The organism is Salinimonas iocasae (assembly GCF_006228385.1).
GTDB lineage: Bacteria > Pseudomonadota > Gammaproteobacteria > Enterobacterales > Alteromonadaceae > Alteromonas > Alteromonas iocasae.
In genome coordinates this window covers 1,915,858-1,930,981 of the sequence record NZ_CP039852.1, presented here as the reverse complement: position 1 = coordinate 1,930,981, position 15,124 = coordinate 1,915,858, and the positions used below count along the sequence as shown (strand labels likewise).

The window sequence follows — 15,124 nt, the reverse complement described above, 5'->3', positions numbered from 1 at the left end:
CCTTAAAACATCTGGTACAAAATGGTTCGCACATTCATTTTTAGATAACATCTTAAGCGTATCAGACGTCATAAGCATGACACTTGGCTGGCGACTAGTAATTGCCACATAGTAGCTATCGGTTTAACGCATTGTTAGCTGCCACGTTTTTTATACTTGAAAATAGCAACAATTAAACATGGAATGGGGATAACTGAGGCGATAGCGAGTAGGAATGTCATCTGATTTTCATTGATTAAGCCAAGGTACCAGACTAGTCCAGTACCTGCGATACATAGGCCGACAACCAGCACCGAAAAGCCTACCCATTTTCCGAAAGCAACAGGGTTCGAGACCTTTGATTCGTTCCAGCCTGCAATTAATCCATGCATCTGTTTAACAGCAATGAGATAGCCGAGAACGATACAGGGTAGGGCACCAAACAAGATGATGATAATAATCCCTATAAATTTCTCATCCACAGGACCTCCAATTACTGGCAGCAAAGTTTTTAATCATGGCGCTACAATCGCGAAGCGGCCCCGTGTATGCGTCCCAGCGAACGAAGTGAGTGACAATAGCGTTTTGTTAGCTGCCGGCATTTTCTAACAACCTCTGTATTACGCTTTTTAAATAGTCAGGCTCTGGAAATAAGGACTTGGTATATAGCCAGTTTCTACGTGGCCCGATAGTAAATTTACCTGTGTTAACTTTGTAGCCAGGATTAACGCTGAAGGCCATTGAATCTAAAATTGCTTTTACTTCCTGTTTTAATAATAACCATTGCGGGCCTCCTTTACCGTCTCTTTCGTCTTCTATACGACAAGCCAACCCCTGTTTGGTAACTTTTAAATATGTTTTCTGCTTAGACGTTTTGAAAACAAATACTTCGTCTAATTGTTCGGAAGTAGTGTCATCAAAAGCATTTTCGGGTTCTGATTCTGCTTCTTGTTCTGGTGCCGCGAGATATGTTCGATAAGCTAATATAGCCATGATGACAGCAGTAATCGCAGTCACGCTTTGAGTTATCACTTGAACCCAATCGACAAAATTCATATCACAAAGCATCCAATTTCCTTTGGCAGCTAACGCTAAGCTTTGGGGCGCAGGCGCGTAGGGCATAATAGCGAAGCGGCCCTGCGTGTTTGCGTCCCAGCGACCAACGGGAGTGACAACAGCGTTTTGTTAGGTGTCATTGCTTATTTAGGTCCTCTGAAAAGGAATTGATTAACCGCTCTAAAAATTCTACTACTGGATAACTACCATTACCTTTAACACTAAGCCTATAATCACCGAGCAATTTTGGATGGCATCGATCTTTCATTTTTCTTACAGCCGCTATCTTGGCTGTCTGGTCATTAGTTGAAAAGGTGGAAGCCCACATATTAAAGTCTCGAACATTATCGTAAAGTTCAGCATCCTTAAGAGCTGCTATTAATTCTTCAAAAAGTAATTGCGACTTTGGGCTTATCATTTTACACCTAACAATTTAATATCACCCGAAACGGGGTAATCATTTACACCATTTTCAGAGCGTGTCTATCCATAACCTATCGTATCGCCAAACAAAATTTTTTTCACTGTGTATTTCTGGCGTGAAATACACCAAAGTGGGATGAACTTTTACTGGTCAGGCCGGCCACCTCACACGCGAATTATTTTTGCTTGTAAATAGCGCGTAGCTATCGTTTAAAAGAGGAGGGTAGGCAGCCAGGTGTAAGGAGTTTCAAGTATAGGCTAGTGCCAAAGCAACGAAGAGGCTTTTAAGGGAGGCGTTCCCAAACCCAAATTAGCGTCCGGGAACAAAAGAATTATTAATACGTATTCGCACGGTAAGTCGAAGCATTAGTGCTAACGCGACGATATTTTACTCATCGTCGTCAAAGTCAGCCTGACGTTTCTTACGCACAATTGGCATATCGCCAACATCTTTACCCGCGGTGGTGTTAACACGCTTTTTAGCCGGCGCAGCTGGCTTTTTGCTCTCAGCTGTTTTTTCGGACGGCTTATCATGCGTTTTCTGTTTAGCAGGTTTCTTTGGCTTTTTACCGGAAAACTCAGCGGGTGATTCAGGATGAGCCTCACAAGCTACCGGATAATCGACATGGGCTTTAATACTTTCAAAACTTTGCCAGTCCCGTGGTCCAACAAAGGAAATCGCTGTGCCTTTTTGTCCGGCGCGGCCGGTGCGACCAATGCGGTGAATATATTCATCTGACTGCTTAGGCAAATCAAAGTTAATAACCAGGCCGACTTTAAGCAAATCAAGGCCGCGTGATGCCACATCGGTGGTGACCAAAATACTGTGCTGGCCCCGGCTGAATTCACTCATAATTTGCGCGCGCTGATTTTGTGGCAGATCACCACGAAGCGCTACAGCGTGAAGGTTATCTTCATTCAGCATATCGCAAATACGGTTTGTGTCTTCTCGTGTCGCTGTGAATACAATCGCCTGGTTGTAATCAGTGTCGCCCAGACATTGTGTCAGCAGCATATTTTTATGCTCAACGTTATCAGCAAAATACATGTGCTGGCTGATGTCCTGATGAATGGCCGTGGCCAGTCCCACATTGATGCGCACCGGCGCTTTAAGCAATGCTTTACTGATATGCTGTAGGGCCAGGTTATCGAGCGTAGCCGAAAACAGCATAGTCTGGCGCTTCCGGTGGTCGGCATATTGATTAATCAGATTAAGCTGCGGGGCAAAGCCCAAATCCAGCATGCGGTCAGCTTCATCAAATACCAGCATTTCAAGTCCGTTCAGAAAGAAGGTTTTATCTTCCAGATGATCGGCAATACGGCCAGCAGTGCCAACCACAATGGCCGGACTTTTACGCAGTACTTTTGTCTGTGTGTTGTAGTTTTCACCACCAACAATTAACGCGCAAGGTAAATTAAGTTGTGAAGTGAGGCTTTTGGCTTCGGTAAAAACCTGTTTGGCCAGCTCGCGGGTAGGGGCCAGTATCATAGCGCGGGGATCTTTTTTGCTCAGCGCCTTTTGGCTAAGCAGGCGATTTACCAAAGGAATTAAAAACGCCAGCGTCTTGCCTGAGCCGGTTTGCGAAGAAGCGATGATATCTTTGCCGCTCATGGCAGGTAATATAGTCTTCTCCTGAATTTCGGTCAGGGTGTCGAAGCTCTTGTCCTGAAGACGGGAGATGATTTTATGATGTACCGGAAGATCGCTGATTTGCAAAGCCGTGCCCTTAATATGAAACCCGGCGCATTATCCATCAAGCTGCTATTAAATAAAAGGCGATAGAAAGAAAATTGGGGCAGAGCTAGCGTATTGCGTCTGCCCCGAATAGTGTTTACACGCGCATTTCAGGAATGTCGCCCTCAGCAACAAGCTTGCCGGCTGTTTTTTCACGTATTTCGTCTACAGTAACGCCCGGTGCACGTTCCTGTAGATGGAACGCACCATCTTTAACTTCCAGCACCGCTAAATCAGTTATAATGCGGGTGATACAATTAACGCCCGTGAGTGGTAGCTTGCATTCAGACAGTAGTTTTGAATTTCCGTGTTTATCGGCATGGGTCATTGTAACGATAATATTCTTCGCACCGGCCACCAGGTCCATAGCGCCACCCATTCCTTTTACAAGTTTACCGGGGATCATCCAGCTTGCGATATTGCCGTTAACATCAACCTCAAAGGCCCCCAATACGGTAAAATCGACATGGCCGCCACGGATCATGGCAAAGCTTTCGGCGGAATCAAAAATAGATGCGCCTTTAATAGCAGTCACTGTTTCCTTACCGGCATTAATCATATCGGCGTCAACTTCTGCTTCACTCGGATAGCGGCCCATTCCTAATAAGCCGTTTTCTGATTGCAGCATTACATCGATGCCATCGGGAACATAGTTAGCCGCAAGGGTAGGGATGCCGATTCCCAGATTTACGTAGCTGCCGTCTTTAAACTCCTGAGCGACGCGCATTGCGATTTGGTCACGGGTTAAAGCCATCTTAACGTTCCTCCTTTGCCAGTACTTTGCGCTCGATGCGTTTTTCAAAGCTACCTTTGATTACTCTGTCTACGTAAATGCCCGGGGTATGCGTTTGCGCCGGATCAAGCTCACCCGCTTCAACAATCTCTTCAACCTCGACCACGGTAATCTTGCCAGCCGTTGCGGCCATCGGGTTAAAGTTTCTGGCGGTGTGACGGTAGATGCAGTTGCCATAACGGTCGGCTTTCCAGGCTTTCACGATAGCAAAATCACCGGTAATAGACTCTTCAAGTATATAGGGGCGACCGTCAAACTCTTTGACTTCCTTGCCTTCACCTACGGGGGTGCCGTATCCGGTAGCGGTGTAAAAGGCCGGGATGCCGGCACCGCCTGCGCGCATTTTTTCAGCCAGCGTACCTTGTGGCGTCAGCTCTACTTCTAGTTCGTTAGCCAGCAGCTGCTTTTCAAACAGGGCGTTTTCGCCAACATAGGAAGACACCATTTTCCGGATCTGACGATCTTCTAACAGAATACCCAGCCCGAAACCGTCTACGCCGCAGTTATTAGATACCACGGTAAGGTCTTTGACCCCCATCGTTTTGATCTGACCAATCAATCCCTCAGGGATTCCGCAAAGCCCGAAGCCGCCGGCAATCACCGTCATACCATCGGTGAGTCCTTCCATTGCTTCTTCGTAACTGGTCACGACCTTATCGAAACCTGACATCTGACGCTCCTTTATGTGTATTAAAGACAATAAGAGTATCTGTGCTTGCAAAAATTTTGTAAAATTAATTTTATATCAATATTAATAAGTTATTTTTATCAATATGGCTGTTTCATACCGCAACATGGTCGCGTTTCTAAGCGTTGCTGAATCATCTACGTTTGCTGAGGCTGCAGAGAAGCTGCATCTCACACAGCCAGCCTTATCCAGCGCAATTAAGAAGATGGAAGAGCAACTGGGTGGAAAGTTATTCAGCAGAAGCACCCGTCGGGTGCAATTAACGCCTGAGGGCGAAACACTGTTACCCAGCGCCCGGCGTCTGGTTAATGAATGGGACGATACGTTTGAGGAAATGCAAAACCTGTTTGCTGTGCGCCAGGGCAGACTGACTATTGCCGCTATGCCTTCGTTCGCTGAGTCACGCTTGCCAGCATTGCTTAAGCACTATCACGCGGCCTATCCGAACATCAGGCTGCGGGTACTTGATGTAGTTATGGAGGATACCATTGCGGCGGTACTGGCAGGGCGCGCAGAAGTCGGGTTTACCTTTGAGCCTGAAAATACAGAAGGACTGACATTTACCCCTTTGTTTGATGATGCGTTTGTGGCGGTACTTTACCCTGAGCACCCGTTGGCAACTCAGTCTTCAGTCTCGTTTGAAGCGTTGTTGCAAAGCCCGGTTATTGCGATGAATCGTGGCTCCGCAGTCAGAAAGTGGACCGAACAAATATCCCACAGATATGGCGCGCTTAATATTGTTGCAGAAACCGGGCAGTTAGGTTCAGTGGGCCAGTTAATAGCACAGGGGTTGGGTATCTCAGTGGTCCCCCAACTTTGTCAGGCGCAGATGGAACGCAATGGTCTGGTATGCGTAGCTTTACGCAACTCACCATTAGTTAAACGGGTGGGGATGATTCGTGCTGACCGGCAGGGGTTTTCAGTAGCCGCTCAGGCATTGTGGGAACAATGCCATGCGCTTGCGTTATAACTACCACTTCTTCTTAGGCGCGAATAGCTCATCTAATTCATCGCGCTCTTCTTCTTTGCGCTTGGCGCGGTCTTCAGCATTCGCCGACTTCAGGTTATCCTGAATACTCTCCAGCCACTGGGTAAGCTGACTAAGACGCGTATCTATATATTCATCACGCTGGGTTTGATTCTCCAGCGCGCTGATCGCTTTTTCAAAATACTGGCGCGCTGAGCCTAACATGCCCGACTGCATGGCGGCGCGACCGCGTTTGACCAATGTTTCTACATTGGTCTTAAGCTGTAATCGCTCCAGCGCCTTGTCTTCTTCGATAAAGGTACGGGTATCTACTTTGCCTTTAGAATGCTCTGAGCGAAGGAGTACGCGTAACTTCTTAACCGCCTGAATATACTGAATAATCATACGGTCGTTGTCCGGTAGCGAAAACTCGCTCATTTTTTCCCCGGCATCCGCTTCGCCCTGAGTGCGCCCCTCGGCGTCTTCAAGGCGTTGTTTGATATCATTATTGCCCGCACCGGCATCGTTTAACGCTTTTAATGCGTTATAAACACGGCGGTGAAGAATTTGCATCAGCCGCGCGGATACCGGCATATTGGAGCACGCCATAATGATATTTTCAGTTTCATCAATGATATTACGTTGCTTGGATACTTCGGCGCGACGCTCTGCATCCACTTTAGCGCGATGCTGCTGAAAAGCATTGATAAAGATGGCCGCTATGATGAGCACAACGATCATGATGATGATTATGGTGAACATGGATATTGGTTCCGCTCGCTTTTACTGTGTCTCAGGCACGCAGGCTCAGGACAGTCTTTTTTATTATAACGGCAGAGTTTACGGTATTTTTACCATAAAAACACTCCCGCCAAATTTCCCACCATTTTGCAGGGTAATTTCGCCGCGTTGACCATGGCGATTATGCGCGTTTGCTATAAGTCGGGCAAAATACAGCCCTAATCCGGTACGCCCCTGACTGACGGCCGCCGAGCTCAGCGCCTTATTACTTTGCGCCAGCATAGTATCCGGATAACCCTGACCATCATCTTCAACTTTAACAAACAGCTTATTATCGGCCACCTTAGCGCTTACATGAATCGCATTGTTACCGTAACGCAGTGCATTGATAACCGCATCATTGACCAAAAGGTATATCAGTTCGCCGTCCATATACCACGCAAGGTCTGGGTCACAGTCGATGGTGACACTGAAATTACGCTGATTTACCGAAAGCTTTACGGTGTTAAGCACATCCTCAAGAACATCAGCCACGAAGTGCTCATCAATCGTAATAGGTAAGGTTTCCAGTTGCGCCCGGTACAATGACAGAATTTGTACCAGGCTGGTATTCAGCCGGCTGGCCTCATAATGCACATCGGCGACATGTTTACTGGCGGCTATGTTTGCAGCATCAATACTATCAGATAACTGTTCAATAGACTGGATGAGCAAGCAAAGTGAATTCTTCATATCGTGCACGGCAGCGGCAAGCACAGAGGAAAACTCTATTTTCTGGGGTGGGGCGGCTTCAAAGTCGTGCATCACGGCGTCATTATACTTCTGTTGGCGCATATACTGGTATCAACTTAAAATTGAATAAATGCCTATATTTTTGATATAAGAATAGGTGTATAACCGAAAATGGCAATAGCAATGCACGCCGGTTTTGGTTATAACACTAACACACTTAACGGGAAGCGCCAGTAGCGAAGGGTTATCACGCATGAAATTACAGCAACTCAGATACATTGTAGAAGTCGTCAATAATAACCTGAATGTATCAGCAACCGCTGAAAGCCTGTATACCTCACAGCCCGGCATCAGTAAGCAGGTAAGAATGCTTGAGGATGAGCTTGGCGTGCAAATATTCGGTCGCAGTGGTAAGCACCTCACCCATGTTACCGACGCCGGCCGTGACGTGATAGATATCGCCCGCCAGATTTTATCGAAAGTAGAAAGTATTAAGTCGGTAGCCAGAGAGCACACGCTGCCAGACCAGGGCAAACTGAATATTGCAACTACCCACACGCAGGCGCGTTATGCCTTACCGGATGTTATTCAGGGTTTTATGAATAAATATCCGCGCGTGTCGCTGCACATGCATCAGGGTACGCCGTCTCAGATTTCAGACTTGGCTGCTAAAGGCGAAGCTGATTTTGCTATTGCTACTGAAGCCCTGCATCTTTACAACGACTTGGTGATGTTGCCGTGTTACCACTGGAACCGTAGTGTTATCGTTAATAAAGACCACCCCTTATCGAAAAAAACCAGTATTGATATCAGTGATATAGCCGAGTATCCATTGGTCACGTATGTGTTTGGCTTTACGGGGCGCTCAGAACTTGATCAGGCCTTTGAGCGTGCCGGGTTAAACCCGAAAATTGTATTTACGGCGACCGATGCTGATGTCATTAAAACCTATGTCAGACTTGGTGTAGGGATCGGGGTTATCGCATCGATGGCGGTAAGCGAAGAGCTGGACAGTGATTTAGTGAAAATTGATGCCAGTCATTTGTTTGATTACAGTACCACAAAGATTGGCTTCAGAAAGGGCTCTTTTCTGCGCAGCTACATGTATGACTTTATAGAGCGATTTGCGCCACACCTGACGAAAGATAAGGTGGAAAAAGCAATGATGCTTAAAAACAATGATGAAGTAGAAAAAATGTTTAAAGGTGTGACGCTACCGGTAAAGTAGCGCCACCTGTTTATCAGCACTCGATAATATTTACCGCAAGGCCGCCACGGGCGGTCTCTTTGTATTTGGTTTTCATATCATTACCGGTATCGCGCATGGTTTTGATAACCTTATCCAGCGATACTTTGTGCTCTCCGCTGCCGCGCATTGCCAGCCGTGAGGCGTTGATTGCTTTAATCGCGCCCATCGCGTTTCGCTCAATACAGGGGACCTGAACCAGTCCGCCTACCGGGTCGCAGGTCAGACCAAGGTTGTGTTCCATACCAATTTCAGCAGCATTTTCTACCGCCAGTGTTGAGCCACCCATTATTTCAGTTAATGCACCTGCCGCCATTGAACAGGCCACGCCAACTTCGCCCTGGCAGCCAACTTCAGCACCTGAAATCGAAGCATTTTCTTTATACAGAATGCCGATAGCACCGGCGGTTAGTAAGAAACGCGCGGCAGTTTCGGTATCAACGGGTCTGATAAACTTATCAAAATAGTGCAATACAGCCGGGATGATACCCGCTGCGCCATTGGTTGGCGCTGTTACCACGCGACCGCCCGCTGCGTTTTCTTCATTCACAGCAAGTGCAAATAAGTTTACCCAATCCATAGTCTGCATAGGATCAGAGGTGTGTTCTGTTTGTAAACGGCGATACAGTGCTGGCGCACGACGCACCACTTTCAGGCCACCCGGAAGGATACCTTCGCTTTCAATACCGCGCTGAACGCAATACTTCATGGTCTGCCAGATTTCAAACAGCTTATCTTTTACTTCATGTACCGGGCGGTGTACGGCCTCATTTTTCAGCATTAAAGAGCTGATGCACATGCCATTGTTTTTGCACAATTCGATCAAAGCTTCAGCGGTTTTGAACGGGTAGGGTACTTTGGCCTGCACCGACATCGCGTGTTCTTTGGTATCATCAAAATCTTCGTGACGAACAACAAAGCCACCACCAATGCTGTAATAGGTTTGTTCGCGCAACAATTCTTTATTTTTATAGACGTAAAATGTCAGCGCATTAGCATGGCGCGGCAAGGTTTTGCGACGATGAAATACAATTGCATTTTTGTTCGGAAACTTAACCTGATGGGTACCATTGAGCATAATCTTCTGACTATCATGAATGCCCTCCAGCGTGACATCGATACTGTCGACATCAATGGTTTCCGGTGACTCCCCTAACAAGCCGAGAATTACGGCTTTACCCGTACCGTGCCCTTTGCCGGTTTGTCCTAATGAGCCGAATAGCTCGACTTTGATGCCATCAATATTTTCCAGCACGCCATCCTGCGCTAATTCTGATACAAACTCTGCACCGGCTCGCATCGGCCCTACGGTATGTGAACTGGATGGGCCAATTCCGATACTGAACATATCAAATACACTAATCATAAATGTGGTTCTATCCCCAATAAGAATCTGAGTCGATCTTGCCTGTATGTAGCAGCAACTACAATACAGAAAAGCTAATCAACAGATGAGAAAAGCTAATTCAATGTAAACAAATCTTGATAATCTTGTAGTGAACAAACACGACTTACGTTCACTTTATCCCAGATGATGGGCCAGATTTCGCAGTATGGCAGCAGTTGCGCCCCATATCATACGCTCCTGCCAGGGAATGAAATAGATAGGAAATTGTTTCTGGTTTCGTGTCATATGATGGATAAGATGATTTTTCTTATCCATTAGGTGGGATAATGGTACGTCAAAAACACTGGCCACCTCGTTAGGGTCAATACGGTATTCAAAACCTGGCTGTACGAACCCGACCACCGGCTTAATGTGATAACCGCTGATAGTGCGATAATCAGGCAGTGCGCCAATAACCTGAACATGGGAGGGCGGCAAACCCACTTCCTCAAACGCTTCGCGTAATGCAGTATCGGTAAGCGATGCGTCCTGCGGCTCATAGCCACCGCCGGGAAAGCTTATTTGTCCGGCATGATGCCGTAAATGATGTGCCCGTTCTGTCAGAATGACATGCAGCCCGTCGTCATAATCCAGCATAGGTATCAGCACCGCAGCATCGCGACCTTTTCGTGTAAGGGGATAATCAGCCTCAAGACTGACCTGCCGCGCGTGCTGAAACCGATTAATAAACTCTGCTTTATTCACGAAATGCTTCCAGTGCGGGCAGTATACGGGACACTTTATCCAGTGTTTCCTGATATTCATCCCGCGCATTTGAATCAAGCACAATGCCACCGCCTGCCCAGCAATACAGATGGTTGTTTTCAGCTAACAATGTGCGAATGGTGATACTCGAGTCCATATCCCGCTTGATTCCATAGTACATAATACTGCCACAGTAGATATTCCTGCGGTCTGGTTCCAGTTCTTCAATGATTTCCATCGCCCGGATTTTGGGTGCTCCGGTAATCGAGCCTCCGGGAAAGGCACCGGCTAGTAAGTCCAGAGCCGTTGCACCATCTTCTAATGTACCTTCAACTGTGCTGACCAGGTGGTGCACAGCCGCATAGGACTCCAGCGCAAATAAGTGCGGTACTTTTACACTGTGCGCTTTACAGTGTTTACTGAGATCGTTTCTGAGCAGATCCACAATCATCAGATTTTCAGCACGATCTTTTTCTGCGTTCAGTAAAGCCTTTGCGCTGTTAGCATCTTCGGTTGGGTCGTCAAAGCGTGGGCGAGTACCTTTGATAGGTTTTGTCTGTACCTGATTGTCCCTGACGCTTAAAAATCGCTCGGGCGAAATACTCATCACACAGCTTTCGGGTAAACGTATAAACGCTGAGAAAGGTGTGTTGTTCTTTTCCCGTAATGCTTCATACGCCTGCCATTCGCTTCCCGTATACTGCGCACAAAACCGCTGGGCCATGTTTATCTGATAGCAATCTCCGGCCACGATATACGCATGAACTTTTTCCAGTGCATCATTGTACTGTGCTTGCGTAAGGTTTGATGCCCAGTCACTGGTCAGCCTGAAAGATCGGGTCGTGCCAGGCGAGCTGGTATCTAAAGACAGTTGCTCAGACAGGGGCGGTATATCGCTGAATCTGCAGTGATATAGCTGCCCGGTTTGCGTATCGGCAATAACAGATTGCTCGAAAATACCAACTGCCATATCCGGGCACACATAAGGTTTTTTGTTCTCTTCCGGTAAGGATTCATAATAGCGCCCGAGATCGTAACCGCATAAACCCGCCGCACCCACGACAAAGGGCAGGGTATTGTATAATTCCTGATTACCCGGTAACGCGATATTTTCACTCATGGTCTTATTCATCAGCGCGTCCACACAGGCCAGTGGCGCTTCGGAGTGAACAGTTGTGGTTCCGGCGTTACAGTCGCGAACGGTTACTTCGTTGTTTTTTGCCGCGACTATCCAGCGAGGGGACCAGACCATAATGTGGTAGCGACCGTCTGTATCAGCTGCGCTATCAAGTAACATTGAATATGGTTGTTGCTCAACCTGAGCAAACAATGTGTAAAGCGTGTTCTTTCTATATTCAAGCGGTTCAATAAGCAGCGTTCGCAGTACCTTGTCGTTCATAACAGCTATCAGATTCTCTTTCGTTACGCCTTGTCGGCCAGTGGTAAAATTGACGACCGTACTGCGTTTTGTTGGTGCCGCAGTACGAGATACGCTAGTATACGCATTTTTGAAAAGCACACACCACGAACCGACGAGTTAAAGAGGACGACATGACCGTTATCCGTCAGCAAGATTTTATCGATAGCATTGAAGATGCATTGCAGTTTATTTCCTACTACCACCCTCTGGATTACGTAAAAGCGGTTGAAAAAGCATACCTGAAAGAAGAAAGTCAGGCTGCTAAAGATGCCATGGCCCAGATTCTGATTAACTCCAGAATGTCAGCAGAAGGCCATCGTCCACTCTGTCAGGATACCGGCATCGTTACGTGTTTTGTTAAAATCGGCATGGGCGTTAGCTGGGACAAAACCGATCTTACTGTTCAGGAGATGGTTAACGAAGGAACACGTCGCGCGTACACAAATTCGGACAACCCTCTGCGTGCCTCCATCGTTGCTGATCCTGCCGGCGCCAGAAAAAACACCAAAGACAATACGCCAGCGGTCGTGCACATTGACATGGTGCCGGGCGATCAGGTTGAAGTGATGATTGCTGCCAAGGGCGGCGGCTCTGAAAACAAATCTAAAATGGTGATGCTGAATCCCAGCGATGATATTGCTGAATGGGTAGTTAAAACGCTGCCAACGATGGGTGCAGGCTGGTGCCCACCGGGAATGCTGGGTATAGGTATTGGCGGTACTGCTGAAAAAGCGGCAGTACTTGCCAAAGAAAGTCTGATGGATCCGGTTGATATCCACGAACTGATGGAACGAGGTCCGGAAACCACAGAAGAAAAATTACGTCTGGACATTTTTAAGCGTGTAAATGGCCTGGGTATCGGCGCGCAGGGGCTTGGCGGTCTGACTACGGTAGTGGATGTAAAAATTATGTCAGTGCCCACCCACGCCGCCTCAAAGCCCGTGGCGATGATCCCCAACTGCGCGGCGACGCGACATGCACACTTTCATCTTGACGGCAGCGGACCTGCTGAACTGAAGGCTCCAAAGCTTGAAGAGTGGCCTGAGGTTACCTGGGAGGTGGGTGAAAATACACGCCGCGTGAATCTGGATGAGGTTACCAAAGAAGATATTCTTGACTGGAAAGTGGGCGAAACGGTGCTGTTGTCAGGCAAAATGCTTACCGGCCGTGATGCCGCGCATAAACGTATCCAGACCATGATTGAAAATGGTGAAGGGCTGCCAGAGGGCGTTGATCTGACGAATCGCTTTATTTATTACGTTGGTCCTGTAGACGCTGTGGGCGAAGAGGTAGTTGGTCCGGCCGGTCCGACAACGGCAACCCGTATGGATAAATTCACGGATATGATGCTGGAGCAAACTGGTCTTATCGGCATGATTGGTAAAGCGGAACGTGGTCCTGCAACAGTGGATTCAATTGCTAAACATAAAGCAGTCTATCTGATGGCGGTGGGCGGCGCTGCATACCTGGTATCTAAGGCGATTAAAAAGTCACGGGTCGTAGCGTTTGAAGATCTCGGGATGGAAGCAATCTACGAGTTTGAAGTAGAAGATATGCCGGTAACAGTCGCTGTAGACAGTACCGGTGCCAACGCCCATGAAACGGGCCCGGCAATCTGGAAAGCAAAAATTGAAGAACTGGACAGCGAACTGGCTAAATAAGCTTTTGCTGGTGTAGGATAAGACGGGCACTTGAGATAAGTGCCCGTTTTTCGTTTTATCGGACATAAATGAATGAATACAGAAGCATTGACGCTTATTGGCAGTGGCGCTTTGGCAGGATTAGCGGCTGGTGCACTGCTTACTTACTGGCTGTGTCAGCGTCGTTTTACTCACGAGCGCAATACGCTGAGCGAACAAAATCACCTGTTACAGCAACAAACAGAACAGGCCGAGCTGTATTTCAACCGACAGCTTAGTGCCAAGCAGGAAGAGCTGAGCCTTTCGCAGGAAAGGGTGTTTGATGCACAAAGTCAGATTGGAGAGCTCGGACAAAAAGCAGCGCAACTAGCGCGTCTTGAGTCAGATCATAACGCCCTGCGAGAAGAGTTCCGGGAACTGCAAAAAACCTATTCAGATCTTAATGCCCGCCATGAAGCACAGACTGCCAGTTATAAGCAAAGTGCGCAGTCCAGTGATGAGAAGATTGCGATGCTGGAATCTGCCGAACAGCGATTGCAAACGCAGTTTGAGAATCTGGCTAATAAAATCTTTACTGAGAAAAGCGAGTCGTTCACGCAAACAAATAAGTCTGGCATGGATGCGCTGATTAATCCGCTCAAAGAGCAGCTGGAAAACTTTAAGCGACAAATCAATGACCAGTATACCCGTGAGGGCCAGGAACGTGCGTCATTAAAAACCGAAATATTGTCACTTAAGGAGCTCAATCAGCGCATTACCGAGGAAGCGTCGGCGCTGACTATGGCACTTAAGGGCGACAACAAAAAGCAGGGCAACTGGGGTGAGGTGGTACTCGAGCGTATTTTGAAGGAGTCAGGGCTGCGAGAAGGTCATGAGTTTGAAACACAGGTGTCTCTGCGAAGTGATAACGGCAGACTGCAACAACCGGATGTTGTTGTGCACTTGCCCAATGACAAAGATGTCATTATAGATTCGAAAGTCAGTCTGGCGGCTTATGAGCGCTATTTCAATGCAGAAGATGAAGGCCAGCGCAATCAGCTCATCAAAGAGCACGTCAGCTCAATCAGAGGGCATATTAAAGGTCTGGGTGCGAAAGACTATCAGGAGTTGGCCGGATTAAAAACGCTGGACTACGTGTTGATGTTTATTCCCGTGGAGCCGGCATTTCTGCTGGCCATTGAGGAAGAACCCGATTTGGTTACGCTGGCACTTAATCACAATATCATGCTGGTTAGCCCGACCAACCTGCTCGTAGCACTTCGAACGATTAATAACATTTGGCAGTATGAATATCAGAACCAGAATGCGCAGAAAATCGCGGCTCAGGCTGGCAGACTGTATGACAAGTTCACAGGGTTTGTCGCCGATATGGATAAAATAGGTAAATCTCTGGAGGCTACACAGAAGCATTTTGACGGTGCTTTGGGCAAATTATCCACTGGACGCGGTAATCTTGTCAGGCAGGTAGAGCAGTTCCGGGTGCTGGGTGTGCAACCCAGTAAACGATTGCCCGATGAGATGCTCCGTGATGCGTTTGATACTGAAGATAGCGATACGCAGCAAGAAGTGACACCCCGCTCAAACTCGTTACCCTGACCTATAGGAGACACTG

Annotated in this window: 15 protein-coding genes; 4 read left to right on the top strand and 11 right to left on the bottom strand. The window is 47.5% G+C overall.

Annotated elements, in window-relative coordinates; translation table 11 throughout:
- Positions 1 to 134: 134 nt before the first annotated feature.
- From FBQ74_RS08455 to FBQ74_RS08430, 6 genes are all read right to left on the bottom strand, one after another.
- Positions 135 to 461 carry a DUF3784 domain-containing protein gene (locus FBQ74_RS08455; RefSeq protein ID WP_139756260.1) on the bottom strand — a complete coding sequence of 109 codons (327 nt, stop codon included), beginning with the start codon at positions 459 to 461 and terminating at the stop codon, positions 135 to 137.
- A gap of 106 nt (positions 462 to 567) precedes the next feature.
- On the bottom strand, positions 568 to 1,101 hold the full coding sequence (locus FBQ74_RS08450; protein WP_232371887.1) for a hypothetical protein: 534 nt from the start codon (positions 1,099 to 1,101) through the stop codon (positions 568 to 570).
- A gap of 70 nt (positions 1,102 to 1,171) precedes the next feature.
- Positions 1,172 to 1,453, bottom strand: a complete 282-nt coding sequence (locus tag FBQ74_RS08445) for a hypothetical protein (RefSeq protein ID WP_139756259.1) — start codon at positions 1,451 to 1,453, stop codon at positions 1,172 to 1,174.
- Between the two features lie 393 nt (positions 1,454 to 1,846).
- Entirely contained in the window at positions 1,847 to 3,175 is a 1,329-nt protein-coding gene (locus tag FBQ74_RS08440) for a DEAD/DEAH box helicase (protein WP_139756258.1), read from the bottom strand.
- A 115-nt stretch (positions 3,176 to 3,290) separates the two neighbouring features.
- Entirely contained in the window at positions 3,291 to 3,947 is a 657-nt protein-coding gene (locus FBQ74_RS08435) for a CoA transferase subunit B (protein ID WP_139756257.1), read from the bottom strand.
- A 1-nt stretch (position 3,948) separates the two neighbouring features.
- Positions 3,949 to 4,656 carry a CoA transferase subunit A gene (locus FBQ74_RS08430; protein ID WP_139756256.1) on the bottom strand — a complete coding sequence of 236 codons (708 nt, stop codon included), beginning with the start codon at positions 4,654 to 4,656 and terminating at the stop codon, positions 3,949 to 3,951.
- Between the two features lie 103 nt (positions 4,657 to 4,759).
- Between FBQ74_RS08430 and FBQ74_RS08425 the strand changes: the two genes are divergently transcribed.
- Positions 4,760 to 5,644, top strand: coding sequence for a LysR family transcriptional regulator (locus tag FBQ74_RS08425; RefSeq protein ID WP_139756255.1), 885 nt, complete (start codon positions 4,760 to 4,762; stop codon positions 5,642 to 5,644).
- On the opposite strand, the gene FBQ74_RS08420 is transcribed toward FBQ74_RS08425, so the two are convergent.
- Positions 5,645 to 6,403 (bottom strand): hypothetical protein, encoded by a 759-nt coding sequence (locus tag FBQ74_RS08420; protein ID WP_139756254.1) that lies wholly within the window; start codon positions 6,401 to 6,403, stop codon positions 5,645 to 5,647.
- A gap of 78 nt (positions 6,404 to 6,481) precedes the next feature.
- Positions 6,482 to 7,186, bottom strand: a complete 705-nt coding sequence (locus FBQ74_RS08415; protein ID WP_232372007.1) for a sensor histidine kinase — start codon at positions 7,184 to 7,186, stop codon at positions 6,482 to 6,484.
- Positions 7,187 to 7,367: 181 nt separating this feature from the next.
- Between FBQ74_RS08415 and cysB the strand changes: the two genes are divergently transcribed.
- Positions 7,368 to 8,342 (top strand): HTH-type transcriptional regulator CysB, encoded by a 975-nt coding sequence (cysB, locus tag FBQ74_RS08410; RefSeq protein WP_139756252.1) that lies wholly within the window; start codon positions 7,368 to 7,370, stop codon positions 8,340 to 8,342.
- Positions 8,343 to 8,355: 13 nt separating this feature from the next.
- Here the strand turns inward: cysB and FBQ74_RS08405 are convergent, their stop codons facing one another.
- From FBQ74_RS08405 to pabB, 3 genes are all read right to left on the bottom strand, one after another.
- Complete coding sequence (locus tag FBQ74_RS08405) at positions 8,356 to 9,726, bottom strand: L-serine ammonia-lyase (RefSeq protein ID WP_139756251.1); 1,371 nt, start codon at positions 9,724 to 9,726, stop codon at positions 8,356 to 8,358.
- Positions 9,727 to 9,882: 156 nt separating this feature from the next.
- On the bottom strand, positions 9,883 to 10,452 hold the full coding sequence (locus FBQ74_RS08400; RefSeq protein WP_139756250.1) for a CoA pyrophosphatase: 570 nt from the start codon (positions 10,450 to 10,452) through the stop codon (positions 9,883 to 9,885).
- Entirely contained in the window at positions 10,445 to 11,851 is a 1,407-nt protein-coding gene (gene pabB, locus FBQ74_RS08395) for an aminodeoxychorismate synthase component I (protein ID WP_139756249.1), read from the bottom strand. The genes FBQ74_RS08400 and pabB overlap by 8 nt, the downstream gene beginning before the upstream one ends.
- 152 nt (positions 11,852 to 12,003) lie before the next feature.
- On the opposite strand from pabB, the gene FBQ74_RS08390 reads away from it, so the two are divergent.
- Together FBQ74_RS08390 and rmuC are read left to right on the top strand one after the other, a co-directional pair.
- Entirely contained in the window at positions 12,004 to 13,533 is a 1,530-nt protein-coding gene (locus FBQ74_RS08390) for a fumarate hydratase (protein ID WP_139756248.1), read from the top strand.
- Positions 13,534 to 13,605: 72 nt separating this feature from the next.
- Complete coding sequence (gene rmuC, locus FBQ74_RS08385) at positions 13,606 to 15,108, top strand: DNA recombination protein RmuC (protein ID WP_139756247.1); 1,503 nt, start codon at positions 13,606 to 13,608, stop codon at positions 15,106 to 15,108.
- Positions 15,109 to 15,124: the final 16 nt, after the last annotated feature.